This window comes from Paenibacillus sp. EKM212P (assembly GCF_011066115.1).
GTDB classification, from domain to species: Bacteria; Bacillota; Bacilli; order Paenibacillales; family Paenibacillaceae; genus Paenibacillus; species Paenibacillus polymyxa_B.
Genome location: NZ_JAAMNR010000002.1, coordinates 25,707 through 39,781, shown reverse-complemented (window position 1 = coordinate 39,781; position 14,075 = coordinate 25,707). Strand labels below are relative to the sequence as shown.

Below are 14,075 nucleotides of genomic sequence, written 5' to 3'. Positions count from 1 at the left end.
CTTAGCTAATTGACACTAAATCAAATTCTCTCCCAAGGGGGTGTCTAATTGCGATCCAAGATATTACCGATGCAGTATCCGGCAATCACCTCGTGGCAGTGGCAGGCAAATACGTTTGCCGTCCTAGCCAATTACCCGCAAGCAAAGCCGTGGATAATGACACATTTCATTCCTCTCCAGCTCACCTTAAATGAGGGAAGTTCCTATGTGGACTTCTACCGTACTCCTACCTTTGAATTTTGTCCTTGGCTGCTTCGCCAACATTTAAGTCGTCAGTTGGTTCGAAATTTCAACAAGGATATATGTACTTTTCTGATGGATTGTATAGACATGAATAATTATATTTATTTGCTTCTTGATCAAGCGCAGTTTTTGGATATTGAATCTTTCTTCTCACATGACTCATTTATTTTTGGTTATGACGAGGAGAGGGACATATTTCATATCGCCGATTTTACATTCGCGGGGGGGAAGTACTCATTTAACGAAATCACATTTGAGCAAATGAGACGTGCCTACGAGGGAATCGATGACGATGGAGATTGGTTGTATGCGGGGAAGGGTGGTCTCTCTCTGTTACAGTTCAACGAACGAGCAGCTTATGACTTTAATCTAAACTATGTTATTGAGCACCTTAAGGACTATTTAAATGGAGCAAATCCCTCCGACAAATACAGAGAGTTGGGTTATATAACAAATCCATGTGTATGGGGAATTCGTGTTTATGACGAGCTAATTTTGGATATAACCCGCATACGCAGTGGACAAATTGAGGAAGATAATCGCCCGTTTCAAGTGATCTATGATCACAAGATCTTGATGTTGGAACGAATTGACTTCATGAATCAAACTGGTGTTCTAGGGGAAAGTAATCAGCTCAAGGTTCGCTATCAGATGATTGCTGACGATGCTCTATTAGCGCGAAATTTGATTATCAAATATTCACTGACGAAAAACGAAGATAACCTCAAAAAAGTGGAAGTGTTAATTAGGCGTATTCAAGCCTGTGAGCGCGAGGCTATCGAACTTATGATCTACAACTTGAGCCTTGTGTCAAACATAACTCCAATGGGCGTAGAGGAGGAGGTCTAACGTTGAGAAAACAACCCTGTTTGGAACGCATCCAAAACCTTATTCATCAAAAGATTCCGGACTACGATAAACAACGTATAAACGCTAATGCGTTACTTGAAGAGATATGGATCCAAATGAATTCTATGCAGATGATTACATTCGTCGTGGAGCTCGAAACCGAATTCGGTCTAGAGCTCCCGGACGAACTGGTAGGTAACATGGCAGGCAGTCATCTAACCCTTGGCGACTTGGCTGATCTTATTAAAAGTTACCAGGAACGCTTATAGCAAGCGGTACTTGATCATGCACACTCACAACATGCAGTCTGAAGCAATATGAGTTTGGATCAGGCTGATGCTCTGGCGGACGGCACGAATGCGCATGTTGAATCACTTGTCTAAGCATCTCCCATCGGGAGTGCCATAATAGACGGATCTGGGAGCGGTATTCCAGGATGGCCGCAGTCTTCTGTTTCAAACTGCACTTGGGAAGTGAAATGTAGACTGGATGTAGATTCCGAGCTAGGTCAATTTCCCATTTTATATCTTGACCATAGTTTAAATACGGTAGATCTTCGTAGTAAATCAAACGGGCAGAGACTTCCAGATCACTAATACTTCGTACAGCCTGTTCGGCCGCAACCCGCACGATACCGTGATCCACATGTCTTCCGATTGCAAGCGGAATATAAATATGATCGTAGTCTGTAAGACAGAGTCGTGTCAAAAGCACTTTTGTTGCCTCAGAAATCACGTCCAGCTCGGTCTCGTAGTCACTACGGAACAGATCGTCCAGCTTTTCATATGAGGGGGCACCGCTGCGATCTTTACGATAGATACATTCCGGCATGTTCAGATGAATCGTGTCCACATCGAGAAGATCACATGCACTAATGTCCTCTTCTCGCCGTACCTTCATCACGTCGGAGCTTAGTCCGAACTTTTTGTGCAGGATGCGAGCAAGTAGGGATAGATCTGTGCCAGTACCAGTGAAAACAGTTGCTATGGTCACATGATAGCCAGTATGAACAAGCAAATCGATATAATCGCCGCAAGAAATAATAGCATCGTCCAGATGGGCGGAGACAAACAGACAGTGGTGATTCAAGGCTTCAAACCCTCCCTTTAACAGTGATAAGTAATATATTGCTATTATACCTTTTATTTATTTTTTTTGGAATTAAATAAAAAATCGAAACTACAAGTTGAAAGGATGACGTTTATGTTTGAAACATTAAAAAATATCATTGCAACTGTGCTTGAGGATGACTCGCTTCGTGAAACTCTCACAATGGAGAGCGACCTGATTAACGACGTCGAGTTAGATTCCCTACAGATGATAACGTTTATTCTCGGAGTTGAAGATGCTTTTGGGGTGGAGATCGTTTACGAGGACCTGGACTTGGCTTGTCTGCGCTCAATCGGTGCCTTCATGGCATTCCTAAAAGGCATGAATCAAGAGGTCGGGTAGTATGTTGGTTGCCAGCACCTTTGATTCGGAAACCTATTGGCGTGAAGAAGGGAGTAGCAGGTTGCCTTTTATTCCTGATCCTTCACGGTCGCGGGTGGTAATGGCTATGGATGAATTGCTGGCTTCCTTATGCGGCCCGGAGGACACACTGTTGACCCGCTTTGAGATGGATGAGGCGCACATGGATTATTTGGCGCACATCGGCTTTCATTTTAGACAGCTTAGTGCGAATGTCCCAAGCCATGAACCAAATCTATTTCGCGCTCTGTACGAAGTTCCAGAGACCGACGAGCGGCTGAAGCAGTTTAGTGAAATGACTCCCTTTTCAGTCGTACCTTACGTTCACGAACTTCTCGACAGGTACAACTATTCGAACAAGCTGCCCACCCTTCAAGACGTTAAACGAGTAAATTCTAAGTTGTATTCCGCCGATCTTGCTAAGAGACTTCTGGGCAGCTCCTATAGCCAGCCAGTGTTCAGCGCGGATGAATTGGCTGCAGTAGGGCGAGAGCTTATGGGGTTGTCGAAAGGGGTCCTGTTAAAAGACCCCTTTGGCGTAGCTGGAAAAGGCAATATGCTGTTTAAAAACCTATCATCTTTGGAACGTGTAGTAAGCTATTTGCGCAAACAAGAGCAAGCCGGTTCCTCAACGGCGTTTCTTGTCGAGCCGTTCCTTGACGTGGAATATGATTTTTCCTGCCAATTTTCAATTGATGAGAGCGGGTCGTACCAGATCGTCGGCTTGCAGCAAATCATCAATCGACAGTTTGCTTATGTGGGGTCACAAGCGATGCAGGAGGAGAACAGTCATTCGCTAATACGGAACGGTTACTTCGATGTCATTGAGAAGCTTGCTTCCTCACTATACAAGGACAGGTACTTCGGCCATGTTTGTGTTGACTCCATGATACTAAAGGACGGCACAATCGTGCCGATTGTAGAAATCAACGCCCGTCAATCGATGGGACTGGTCAGTCATCGACTGGGCGAACGGCTGGAAAATGGGAAGCACGGGACATTTACGTTCCGAACGGTAGGCAGTCGCCATCGGTTTGATTACGGGCAGTGGCTGCGACAGCTGGATGATGACGGCGTTTTATACCCTAATCATACCGGTGAGGGCATCATTCCGCTTTCCCCGGCGTGCATGTTTGCTGGCTATGGGGAATCAGATTACCCACAGACATTAAGCGAAGGCAGTTTCATCAAGGGTAGGCTTTATCTGTTTGTAATCGCGCGAGATGTGCAGGAGCAGAAAAGTTTAATCGACAAGCTAAAGGAACGTTTTGAAGTCCAGGGAGGCAAGTGGTATGGATAGTCATTTGAAGCCTTGTGTCACTATACTTGGATCCGGTAACTCACTAGGTGTGTACATGCCCGCCGTACAGCTAGGCATTTACCTGGAGCGTTCCGGCATTTCAAACGAAGTCTGTGTGCTCGAAAATGTGTATGTCGACGGCTTAAAGAACAAAGTGCCGGCTTATCGTAAAGCCTTTCATGATAATTTCGCTATCGCTCGGAAGAGTGTGGAGTTGGCTCGCGATATTTCAGATTGCCTGGATCCCACCAAGGTACAGCTGCTGCTGGAAGATTGGTCCCGTGAGCGCCGGACGTCGTTCATTGCGTTGACTGGGTTCTGGATCCCGATTTTGGAACAATATGAACGGTTTGTTGGAACTCGGCTCGAGGTCGACATGCTTCATCTCGATGCTACGCTTTCGCCATCTTATTTGGTCTATGGATCTCGAAGCGAGCGGTACAACCACATTTGGTTTTACGAACCGACCAAGAAGCGTTTTGAATTACAACTTCCGATGACGGACGAAGCACCGATCCCGTTTCGCCAGCGAGAAGAGAGAATGGTGGTCCATGGTGGCGGCTGGGGGATTGGGACCTACCCGCAGGCTGTTCGAGACCTGCTTGAAGGCGGTATGGAGCTGGATGTTCTGGCTTATTTTGACGAGGATATCCAGCCTGATCCACGCATTTGCTATTATCGGAACGACCCATCGTGGAGTCCGTGGCTGAGGAATAGACGGGGGGAATTCGGTTTTCCTCCATTTGCTCAGATTCAACATGGAGAGACTCCCATTTACTTAGACAGCGGAACTACTCCCCTGTTATTTGAACGAATTCGCCGTTGCACAGCCATTGTCAGTAAGCCGGGGGGCTATTCCTTGATGGAATCGTTCGCCGCTGCGACGCCTATGGTTTTTCTTGAGCCCTTTGGAAGACACGAAACCGCCAATGCTGAATATTGGATTAAGCAAGGATTTGGCGTGTCCTTTACGGATTGGAAGACGCAGGGATTCAACATCGAGATATTGGAACGTGCTCATTGTAACCTACTACATGCCCGCGAGCGTTGCAAAACTTATGGAGGTGTAAATTATGCAACCCAAAACGAGTCGAAAGTTTGATGAGCGTGTGTTTAACGATCTGAAGCGTACAATTATGAATATGTCCCGGGTCAGTCGGCTTCGAGCGACCGATAGTCGCTATGCGATGGAGATCCCAGAAGATATCGGGATCAAGCTGAACAACGGGTGCAACTTGCGTTGCAAGCATTGCTACGAGTGGAACTCGGACGGCTTTCACTGGGACATGTCCAAGGAGGAGCAAGGTAAAGAAATCGATGTCGCGTTGGTCGATAAGCTCCTTGTCTTTACCCATGAGAAGAAGTCGAAAGTCTATCTTTGGGGCGGAGAACCGCTGTACCATAGCAAGTTCGATCAGATTGCGAATCTGCTGGAACGCGATCAGCGGACGACGACGATTTGTACAAACGCGATTCTTATGGAGGAAAAGTTAGATTCACTGCTTAAGATCGGTGAGGGACTTGTCGTACTAGCCAGTCTGGAGGGATTCGAGGCTGAGAACGACGCGATAAGGGGCAGAGGGACCTACAAAAAGGTGGTTAGTGCCATAGAACGTCTGCTGGAGTTGCAGCGTCAGGGCATTTTCAAGGGCAGAGTATCCGTCAGCTTGACGATGAATGATCTCATGATTCCCAAAATGTTTGATTTTATGAAGTTTTTCGAGGAGATGGGCGTGGATTCGGTCTACTTTGTATATCCGTGGTATATCGCACCTGAGTCTGCTCAGGAGATGGACAATTTCTTCATCAAAGAGTTTGACTGGCTGGATCCAATCCGTCAGGGTAGCTGCAGTTGGAATTCATTCACTTATCATATCTCCGGCGAGAAGGTGGGGGCACTCAAGGAGGAGGTTCTCCGCATCTCCGAGCAAACATGGGGAAGCCGGGTTCGATTTATGCCCGCATTGGAGCAAGACGAGATAGAGGATTTTGTCACTGGCGTGCAGAGAACCGGGATGAAGCGGAAGGAATGCTTGGCGATCTCCACCCGAATGGACGTATTGCCGAGCGGAAACGTCACTCCGTGCAAGTTCTTTCCTGAGATGGCGGTCGGCAACATTAGTGATGTGGATGTGAAGGAGGTTTGGAAGGGGGAAAATTTTGCCAAACACCGAGAGGTATTAGCTTGCGGACTGATGCCGGTCTGTTCCCGATGCGGGTTACTTTATCATTATGGCCGGTAAACGTTATCGTCCACCTTCTAGTTCGATTTAATTGTTAAGGAGGAGCGCAATTGACAGCGATCCATGTGGTGCAGTTAGCTAAAAACTTCACCTATTACACCAAAGAGGTCGGAATGCTTCATTCCATTAAAAACCTCTTTTATCGGAAAAGTTTGACGAAGGAAGCGGTGAAAAATATCTCCTTTTCGATCGAAGAGGGGGAAATGGTTGCTTTCCTTGGGCCTAATGGGGCAGGCAAAACGACGACGCTAAAGATGCTCTCTGGCATCTTACATCCAACTAGCGGCGAACTTACTGTACTGGGCTTCAAGCCTTATGAGCGAAATAAGGAATTCAAGAAGCAGTTCGCTATTGTAATGGGGCAGAAGAGCCAACTATGGGTTGACTTGCCTGCGGCGGAATCCATTTTGCTAAACAAATATATCTATCAGGTTGACGATCGGCATTACAAACAAACACTGAACGAACTCATCGAACTGTTGGACGTCAAGCACATTATGAATGTTCAGGTAAGGCGTTTATCGCTAGGTGAGCGTATGAAGATGGAGCTCCTTGCGGCGCTTATTCATAAACCGAAACTGCTTTTCCTGGATGAGCCGACGATCGGGCTCGATATTGTTACACAGAAAAAGGTGCGGGAGTTTTTGAAGTATTACAATGAACAGCATAGGACAACGATTATTTTGACAAGTCATTACATGAAGGACATCGAGGATCTGTGCAAGCGGACGATCATTATTAATGATGGCAGGCTCGTCTTCGACGGGGATCTGAAGCGAATCGACGATGTTTTGAACGACACGAAAATCATACAGTTAAAATTTAAGCAACACGTAGCGACTGGACAGCTGCAGTTGTACGGGAAGGTGCGTCAATCGGACGGATTTCATGCCACGCTGGAGATAAGTAAGGAGCGCATTAGCATGGCTTCCAGGGATTTGCTTGAACACTACCCGATTGAAGATATTACGATCGAAGATATTCCTATCGAGGAAGTCGTTGTATCCTTGTATCAGCGGGATGATCGGGTATCCGGATGAGTGCCTTTCCCAAATACGGACGCGTGTTCCAGTTAGGCGTTCAGTCTTCACTCGAATATCGATTTGACTTTCTCTTTTCCTTGATCAGTGCATTCTTTCCGATTCTGATCCAATATTATATTTGGTCAGCGGTCTATGGAAGATCGGAATCGTCGGAATTTTTCGGATATACCTATGGCCAAATGATTTTATACACGATAACGGCAGCCATCGTGACGAAAATTGTGACAACGGATATAGGTCAAAACGTGGCCACCGAGATCAAGGATGGTGGGTTGAATAAATATTTGGTTCAACCGGTCAGTTTTTTCGCTCTGAAGCTATTTACTATGCTGGGGCAAAAGATTTTCTTTTTTTCAGCCATGCTATGTATCTTGCTGTTTACACTCGTTTACTTGACCGGAACTTATGGTATACGGATTCCCTTGGCACATATTCTACTCTTTATGGTGTCAATGGTCATGTCTTTGTTGTTAAACTTTCTTATCTCTTATACGCTCGCGGCTGTTGCATTTATATTGTCTGAAATCTCCTATTTTTTTGAAATGACCGGCTTATTTGTCATCATTTTAAGTGGTGGTGTTTTTCCGATTGAGGTGTTTGGTAAGACCATAAATAAGATTTTAGACTACTTGCCATTCAAGTATACGATCCATTTTCCTGCGAATGTTATTAATGGCAGATTGTCAATGGACGAGGCAGTACAAGGAATCGGGATGCAGTTCTTCTGGATGATCGCGCTGCTTGCCTTTTCACGGATCGTATGGCGCGCCGGAATGAAGAAGTATCTCGGATTGGGGGGCTGACCGGTGAGAGGATGGCTGGGAACGCTTCGCAACTACCTAATGATTTACTTTTTGTTCATTAAGAACTGCTTTATTGCTCAAATGGAATACAGGACGAACTTCATACTCGGGATTGCTGTGGAAATCGCATACTTGTTTGCCAAGCTGCTTTACGTCGTAGTAGTCTATGAGACGGACTTGCATATCGGATCGATCACGCCTGATGGTATCTTGATGTTTGTCGGCACATACACGATTATGACCGGTCTTTATTCCGGGCTCTTTTTCCCTAATTTCGTCAGGGTATCCGAGTATATACGCAGCGGGACGTTGGATCTACTCATGGTTAAGCCAATTTCACTACAGTTTTTGGTTTCGCTTCGATACATCGATCTTGGGATGCCAATTCCGAATTTCATCGCGGGTGGAACGATGGTTGTGATCAGTTGGAATGCATTAAATATCCCGGTAACGGCATGGAGTTTATTCTCATTTTTGTTTTACTTGGGGACAGCGTTGATCATTACTTACTGTCTCATGTTCATCCCAGCCTTGTTATCCTTCTGGCTTGTTAATACGGGAGGGCTGGCGGGAATTTTCTATTCCATTTGGGACGCCAATAATATGCCAATGCCGATCTATTCACGTTTCATCCAACGAATCGGCGTGTATTTATTGCCTTTTCTCGTCATTACGAATTTTGCGCCTATGATGGTGATGAATCAGCTGACACCTGCTTTGGCGGTATGGGGCGCTATCGTACCAATTGTGCTCCTTGTAATCGTTCGCTTCGTTTGGAGTCGGGCAATACGTAATTATAACAGTGCAAGCGGCTAAAGGCTGACAACTTAATTGAGGGAGGGAGGAATGACATGCATATGCTTCGTTGGCCGGCAACCGGCATTGCCTTAGTATGTCCTATTTGCAAGTCAAAGCTAAACACATCGGATCAGATGTTGGTGTGCGGGGAGTGCGCGGTCAGTTACTTCTTCGGTGATGGTGGTGTTCCGTTTATGCTGGCTGATCTGCAAGGGCAGGAAAGCGGGGAAACTGCAGTCCTCAAAAAGGATATCATGAAGATGTTCACTAACTATAATCGGTCCTTGGACGAGAGTGGCTTTTCCCGTTTCTCGACATTTATCAATTGGGGGTTCGCCTCCGAGTTCAATCAGGCCCCAGCAAGTGTCAATCGAAACTCCATCCGGCTTCTGCAGGAGTGCTTGGATGGTTTATATCTCGAGGATAAGAACATTTTGGAGGTAGCCTGTGGCAGAGGGGGAGGCGTGCGAGAGCTCTGTCGAAGTTACGGTGTGAGAAGCGTTGTTGGCTTAGATCTGACCGAAGCCAATATTGCATTTTGCCAATTGACCAACCGTTTCCCAAATGCCTATTTTTGTGTTGGGGATGCCGAGAGGCTTCCTATCGGTTCGTCATGCTGTGATTTTGTCCTCAACATGGAAGCGTCTGATCTATATCCATCGATTAAGTCTTTTTATGACGAGGTCTTCCGGGTGCTGAAACCGGGCGGGACTTTCGTTTATGCGGACGATTTGCCAACCTGGAAGTTTGACGATGGTGAACGATATTTGCTTGAACTGGGCTTCGAGCTGCTTATATCACGCGATATCACGGGGGAAGTTTTGCTTTCAAGTGATCAAGTTCTAAAGAATCGCATAGCCGCTTTTGGAACTGAAGATCAGATGGATACTGCGATTTGGAAAACAATTGGTGTGCCAGGCACGTCCTTGTACGATGAAATGAAAAGCGGGGAACGCCAGTACAAGATCATGCATTTCCGAAAGCGGACTCATCACAATGTATGAGAACCACGTGACGATCGTCGATTATTCCGTCTATCTCCCGAAGTCCCGTACCCATGTCACGAAAGCGATTCAGCAGGTGAAGGCCGACGGCGTAGAATTTCGAATGAGCGATTCGGAATACTTGAACAAAGGCTTTGAGCTGGTGTCCATAGAAGAGGAACTTGAATTGGAACAGATGATTGCTACCGTGTGTAGGCCAATTCTGCGCCGGGCTCTGCAGATGAATGTACAGATCGCGGCGGTCATGTTTGCTAGTGTAACGAATAATGAAAACGGTGAACGGAATCTTTTTGATCGCCTAGCAGATGAATTCGCCCTTGAGGCAGTCCCATTTATCCCTTTGGAGGAATATTCTTGTTCCACGATGCACTTATCGTTGTGCCTGGCGTCGAACTACTTCATGGCCCCGCGTCAGCAAGGTGAAGGAATCTTGTTCATCACTGCCGACAGAGCCATGAATTCTTATGAACGGAGCGATCCGTTCATGGTGTTCGGTGACGGCGCGAGTGCTGCTTTATATATGAAGGGGCAGCGTCAAGGACAGCAGACACTTGCTTCGGTTATGAGAGTCGACGGCCTCGTATACGATCTGGCTCCAGATCGTATTCAATTATATTACTCAACGTTTTATTTAGGGGTCAGACAGGCAGTAAGAGCAGCATTAAGCGAGTCCGGTATTCACATTGCTCAGATCGCCGTGATCTTTTGCACCAATTTGGGGCTACACGTATGGAGTATGCTGGCTCAAGTGCTGAGGGTGTCCCTGGAACGCTTCTACAATCTAACCCTCTCCAAGGACGGACATATTCATAACACCGATATCCTAAATAATATCGATCACGCTATCCGTTCAGGTTTCTTGAAAGAAGGGGACTTGTATATGACGATTTCCGTTGGCTTTGGAGGCTATTACGGTTGTGCGATTCATCGGTATGCCAAGAAGGTGAACGAGCTATGTATTTGACATTTCATCATGCTGAGGCCGCTGTGGGATTAGAAATGCCATGGGGACGGATAACCGATCTAATTGAAAAGAATAGGAATTGGACCGAAGGAATTGACTTGCTCTGTTACTGTCATCAGACGGACTTTGAAGCTGGTGTTAATGGCTGTGCTAAACTGAGACAAGAATTAGGACTAAATGAGGTTATGCCCATTTCCGTCGGGCAGTCTGGTAGCCTTTCTCTATCTAATGCATTAACAATATTAGACTGGATGTTCAATAGCGGTACAAAAAATCATGCTCTTTGCGTCATTGCCGACTCATTCATTCCAGATCATATCGACAAACAAGGGAGTTGCTTGAGTATGACCGCACTGATCGGTGTGTCGACTATGGCCGGTGATTATCGAGTTGAAAGCTGCCGTAAGCTTCCAGGCACCAACGTTAAAGCAGGAGCAAAAAGCGCAGTTGAACCGATCCTAAAGCTTGGACTGCACCAATCAGAGTTTACAAGCGATCTGGAGATGGAAGTCGTCACGTTCGATGCTGGAGTCTTCGGTGCAAGCCAACTGAAGTTACGACGAACATAATTTCCTCGTACCCACCATCTTACCAAGGCCATTTAGGAGAAGGATTGGTTTTTTCCATGCGCTCCATCGTGACCTCGGAATATTGCTTCTTGTCGAGGGACAAGAACATTGTGTCATTGAAGTCGCTATTTTAGCGGCTTTTTTATTTTATCGGTAAAAGTTCGTGTCCCGAGCCAAGGACAAGAACTTTTACCGATTGCCGGAATGGACAAGAACATAGTCCGATTGCCGATTAGATGTGTATCGCTATTTTAGGAGGATAGGACGACTTTTATTGTGGGATGAAGTTACAGGGAGTTGAAAGTGCTTTTTACCGATCAAGGGGTTCGGTGAATTTTAAAGTCAGATTTTGAATATTGAGAGTTAGTAAAAAAGGACCTCAGAAACTGAAAAATTTCGAGGTCCTTTACTGCGGATTTGGATTGAAAACGACGTTGACGGCAAGTATCATCTAAGAAGACTCCCAGCGGGTGACCTTTTTTTGTAAAACCTTTACAAAAATGCGTAACAGGCAGGAAGCCCTTGATTGGGAGAAAGCGAATGCTATGAGTCTATGGAAAAAAGGCAATTCAATGAGTAGACATCAACAACCACGTCCATGGGAAGAATAGAGGGAGATGAGCGTATTGTATCTAAAAGCATTTGATCTAGATTTACCTTATATAATTAATGATGAAAATGTTGAATCAATGAAGTGGGGCTTTTATAAAGTTTTATTTATCATGAAATAAATTAGAGATGTATAATTTATCAAATAATCTTGAAAATCGCAATGCTCGTTATGAGTGAATGCGCCGCTAGACATTTAGTCAAAATCCGTATTTTGTGAAGATGTTCAAGAGAAACCGCGTAGCGACACGGTTTCATCGGTCCATATTATTCACAGCATTACGCATCTCTTCATCTGTTAAGTGAGTATATATCATTGTTGTCTGAATGGAAGAATGCCCTAATTGATTCTTTAGTCTTGGGACATCGTTATTTTCAAGATGATATCGCGTTGCAAATGAATGCCTGAGCGAATGCACTGTTAGAGAAGGTTTCCCAAAGGCAGTGGCATATTTTTCAATCAGCTTTTCAATTGATCGTTGTGTCAGACGACGGCTTTTTCCTTTACGACCTACAGGAGCTGCAATGAATAAATAGTTTTCTTGTTTATCTGGTAAATATCTTGTTTCTCTGATCTGCAGATAACTTTCTAAATCCATTAAAGCCTGTTTGCTAAAGTAAACGTATTGTTCTTTATCACCTTTACGTACCACTCGAACTAAAGCTTTATTCATATCTAAGTCATCCATATTAATTCCTGCAACCTCAGACAATCTAAGCCCTGAACCTAATATCAGCGAAACGATTGCTGTATCACGCTCACGATTAAACTGATGAAACGTAAAAATACGCTTGTTTTCTTTATGTTTTTCACCAAAATCATAAGCTACAAATTGCCTGAATAATTCGAAATCATCATTTCTTAGAATTTTTCCTTCAATACGGTTTGCAATGGTTTCTTGGCTTTCTTTGATAGCATTCAAATCCATTTTGGCCATTACATTTCGTTGAATATAAGGCTTCAAGTCGCTTGTTTCAGCCTTATTCTGAAGGTAATCAAACAACGATTTTAGAGAGGACAATTTGCGATTTATCGTAAGTTTCTTGTTTCCAAGTTGATAATCCAGGAATGACAAGAAGTTTTCCACTTCACGTATTGTTAATAACTCCAATGTTTCTAAGGTTATTTCTTTCCGATTTGATGAAGTTAGATTCTCTGCAATAAGCCAATCGAAAAAAATAATGTAATCATGACAGTAATTAAGAAGTGTTGTTGGAGATAACTTGCGTTTTTTGCTATCTATAAATTCTGTTACATACCAAGGTAAATCGGACAATTTTTCATCAATACGTTGCATGTAGTGATTTTTCATTAGTTTATCCATTTATGTACAAACCTCCATGGATTCATCATAACCCATCGTTATTTATTCGTCAAATTATTATTTTACGTAATTTTAATATTCATCTTACATTATGGCATGGTAATTCGGAATATCCCTATGAATAGGAGAATTTTGTTTTTTTTCAGCACACGTTCAACCCAAAGTCTTTTGGCTTCTGCTTTATCTTGAGCTAGCTTCGTTCCACAGTTAAGAAAACCCGCCTAAGCATGGGTTAAAAAGTTCTAAGGCTTAACATCTGTTTTATCATTCTCTGCGATACCGAGTATTAATCTAACTTTACCCATCTATAGAATATAGATAGCATTTCACCTAGATTTCCTGGGCCCCCTGCAGAAAATAAACTGCTCTCGATATTGCAGTGAATCCAGTCATCATCGCTTCTCTCTATTATAAGCGCATTAAATTTTTTGTTTCTAGTTCTGTTTCTTTTAAATTAATTTTAATTTGCCATCCTGGATTATCAAGCGTTGTTATTTTTATTCGTTCTTGATGCTCCCAATCTTCATCGCAGTGTAAATAATACCATTCTTGTAACCAAGTTAATATATCCAATCATTCGGTGAACGGAGCTTTAATAGGACGCCCTTCATAATACTTCAGTCTGATATTATCATAGACGGCTCTAATTGCTCTTTATCGAGTGGCTGATACTGGTTTTCAAATAATACCATGGATTAGAGGTAACCGCGGCTTAAGAGCAGGCTTATCTCCCGACGGAATACCGATACATAGCCCCACCCACGGAATCAAATATTTAGGTAAATTCGTTTGATTAGCTGCCTTAAAGATGGCCTCCCGTTGTTCCGCCGTCAGGGTTTATTCGCATAAGAACGA

Annotated in this window: 14 protein-coding genes and 1 pseudogene; 12 read left to right on the top strand and 3 right to left on the bottom strand. The window is 44.4% G+C overall.

Annotated elements, in window-relative coordinates:
* Positions 1–69: 69 nt before the first annotated feature.
* The gene (locus G9G54_RS06315) at positions 70–1,092 is read left to right on the top strand and encodes a hypothetical protein (RefSeq protein ID WP_165176812.1); all 1,023 of its coding nucleotides are present in this window, start codon (positions 70–72) and stop codon (positions 1,090–1,092) included.
* Between the two features lie 2 nt (positions 1,093–1,094).
* A complete protein-coding gene (locus G9G54_RS25480) occupies positions 1,095–1,361 on the top strand; it encodes an acyl carrier protein (protein WP_238807812.1) in 267 nt (88 codons plus the stop codon).
* On the opposite strand, the gene G9G54_RS06305 is transcribed toward G9G54_RS25480, so the two are convergent.
* Positions 1,336–2,181: a PIG-L deacetylase family protein gene (locus G9G54_RS06305; protein ID WP_165176810.1), complete on the bottom strand. Its 846-nt coding sequence runs from the start codon at positions 2,179–2,181 to the stop codon at positions 1,336–1,338. The genes G9G54_RS25480 and G9G54_RS06305 overlap by 26 nt on opposite strands.
* A 114-nt stretch (positions 2,182–2,295) precedes the next feature.
* Here G9G54_RS06305 and G9G54_RS06300 point away from each other — a divergent pair, with 114 nt between their 5' ends.
* The 10 genes from G9G54_RS06300 to G9G54_RS06255 are packed head-to-tail and all read left to right on the top strand — an operon-like array spanning position 2,296 to position 11,286.
* Positions 2,296–2,544, top strand: a complete 249-nt coding sequence (locus G9G54_RS06300; protein ID WP_061828348.1) for an acyl carrier protein — start codon at positions 2,296–2,298, stop codon at positions 2,542–2,544.
* 1 nt (position 2,545) lies between these two features.
* Positions 2,546–3,862 carry a hypothetical protein gene (locus tag G9G54_RS06295; RefSeq protein WP_165176808.1) on the top strand — a complete coding sequence of 439 codons (1,317 nt, stop codon included), beginning with the start codon at positions 2,546–2,548 and terminating at the stop codon, positions 3,860–3,862.
* A complete protein-coding gene (locus G9G54_RS06290) occupies positions 3,855–4,964 on the top strand; it encodes a hypothetical protein (protein WP_165176806.1) in 1,110 nt (369 codons plus the stop codon). The genes G9G54_RS06295 and G9G54_RS06290 overlap by 8 nt, the downstream gene beginning before the upstream one ends.
* On the top strand, positions 4,936–6,105 hold the full coding sequence (locus G9G54_RS06285; RefSeq protein WP_165176804.1) for a radical SAM protein: 1,170 nt from the start codon (positions 4,936–4,938) through the stop codon (positions 6,103–6,105). Before G9G54_RS06290 ends, G9G54_RS06285 begins: the two co-directional genes overlap by 29 nt.
* A gap of 50 nt (positions 6,106–6,155) precedes the next feature.
* Positions 6,156–7,145 carry an ABC transporter ATP-binding protein gene (locus G9G54_RS06280; protein WP_165176802.1) on the top strand — a complete coding sequence of 330 codons (990 nt, stop codon included), beginning with the start codon at positions 6,156–6,158 and terminating at the stop codon, positions 7,143–7,145.
* Positions 7,142–7,951 carry an ABC transporter permease gene (locus G9G54_RS06275; protein WP_165176800.1) on the top strand — a complete coding sequence of 270 codons (810 nt, stop codon included), beginning with the start codon at positions 7,142–7,144 and terminating at the stop codon, positions 7,949–7,951. The genes G9G54_RS06280 and G9G54_RS06275 overlap by 4 nt, the downstream gene beginning before the upstream one ends.
* 3 nt (positions 7,952–7,954) lie before the next feature.
* Positions 7,955–8,767, top strand: a complete 813-nt coding sequence (locus tag G9G54_RS06270; protein WP_231109362.1) for an ABC transporter permease — start codon at positions 7,955–7,957, stop codon at positions 8,765–8,767.
* Positions 8,768–8,802: 35 nt separating this feature from the next.
* Positions 8,803–9,753 (top strand): methyltransferase domain-containing protein, encoded by a 951-nt coding sequence (locus G9G54_RS06265; RefSeq protein WP_165176798.1) that lies wholly within the window; start codon positions 8,803–8,805, stop codon positions 9,751–9,753.
* Positions 9,746–10,717 carry a 3-oxoacyl-[acyl-carrier-protein] synthase III C-terminal domain-containing protein gene (locus tag G9G54_RS06260; protein ID WP_165176796.1) on the top strand — a complete coding sequence of 324 codons (972 nt, stop codon included), beginning with the start codon at positions 9,746–9,748 and terminating at the stop codon, positions 10,715–10,717. Before G9G54_RS06265 ends, G9G54_RS06260 begins: the two co-directional genes overlap by 8 nt.
* Complete coding sequence (locus G9G54_RS06255) at positions 10,708–11,286, top strand: hypothetical protein (RefSeq protein WP_069291976.1); 579 nt, start codon at positions 10,708–10,710, stop codon at positions 11,284–11,286. Before G9G54_RS06260 ends, G9G54_RS06255 begins: the two co-directional genes overlap by 10 nt.
* An 863-nt stretch (positions 11,287–12,149) precedes the next feature.
* Here the strand turns inward: G9G54_RS06255 and xerS are convergent.
* Both xerS and G9G54_RS06245 read right to left on the bottom strand, forming a co-directional pair.
* Positions 12,150–13,220 (bottom strand): tyrosine recombinase XerS, encoded by a 1,071-nt coding sequence (gene xerS / locus G9G54_RS06250; protein ID WP_165176794.1) that lies wholly within the window; start codon positions 13,218–13,220, stop codon positions 12,150–12,152.
* Between the two features lie 286 nt (positions 13,221–13,506).
* Positions 13,507–13,793 (bottom strand): annotated as a pseudogene (locus G9G54_RS06245) (immunity 53 family protein).
* Positions 13,794–14,075 lie beyond the last annotated feature (282 nt).

Coding starts and splice junctions, on each gene's coding strand:
- G9G54_RS06260 (WP_165176796.1), top strand. CDS start 9,746: ATGTATGAGAACCACGTGACGATCGTCGATTATTCCGTCTATCTCCCG.
- G9G54_RS06290 (WP_165176806.1), top strand. CDS start 3,855: ATGGATAGTCATTTGAAGCCTTGTGTCACTATACTTGGATCCGGTAAC.
- G9G54_RS06300 (WP_061828348.1), top strand. CDS start 2,296: ATGTTTGAAACATTAAAAAATATCATTGCAACTGTGCTTGAGGATGAC.
- G9G54_RS06295 (WP_165176808.1), top strand. CDS start 2,546: ATGTTGGTTGCCAGCACCTTTGATTCGGAAACCTATTGGCGTGAAGAA.
- G9G54_RS06265 (WP_165176798.1), top strand. CDS start 8,803: ATGCATATGCTTCGTTGGCCGGCAACCGGCATTGCCTTAGTATGTCCT.
- G9G54_RS06255 (WP_069291976.1), top strand. CDS start 10,708: ATGTATTTGACATTTCATCATGCTGAGGCCGCTGTGGGATTAGAAATG.
- G9G54_RS06285 (WP_165176804.1), top strand. CDS start 4,936: ATGCAACCCAAAACGAGTCGAAAGTTTGATGAGCGTGTGTTTAACGAT.
- xerS (WP_165176794.1), bottom strand. CDS start 13,220: ATGGATAAACTAATGAAAAATCACTACATGCAACGTATTGATGAAAAA.
- G9G54_RS06315 (WP_165176812.1), top strand. CDS start 70: ATGCAGTATCCGGCAATCACCTCGTGGCAGTGGCAGGCAAATACGTTT.
- G9G54_RS06275 (WP_165176800.1), top strand. CDS start 7,142: ATGAGTGCCTTTCCCAAATACGGACGCGTGTTCCAGTTAGGCGTTCAG.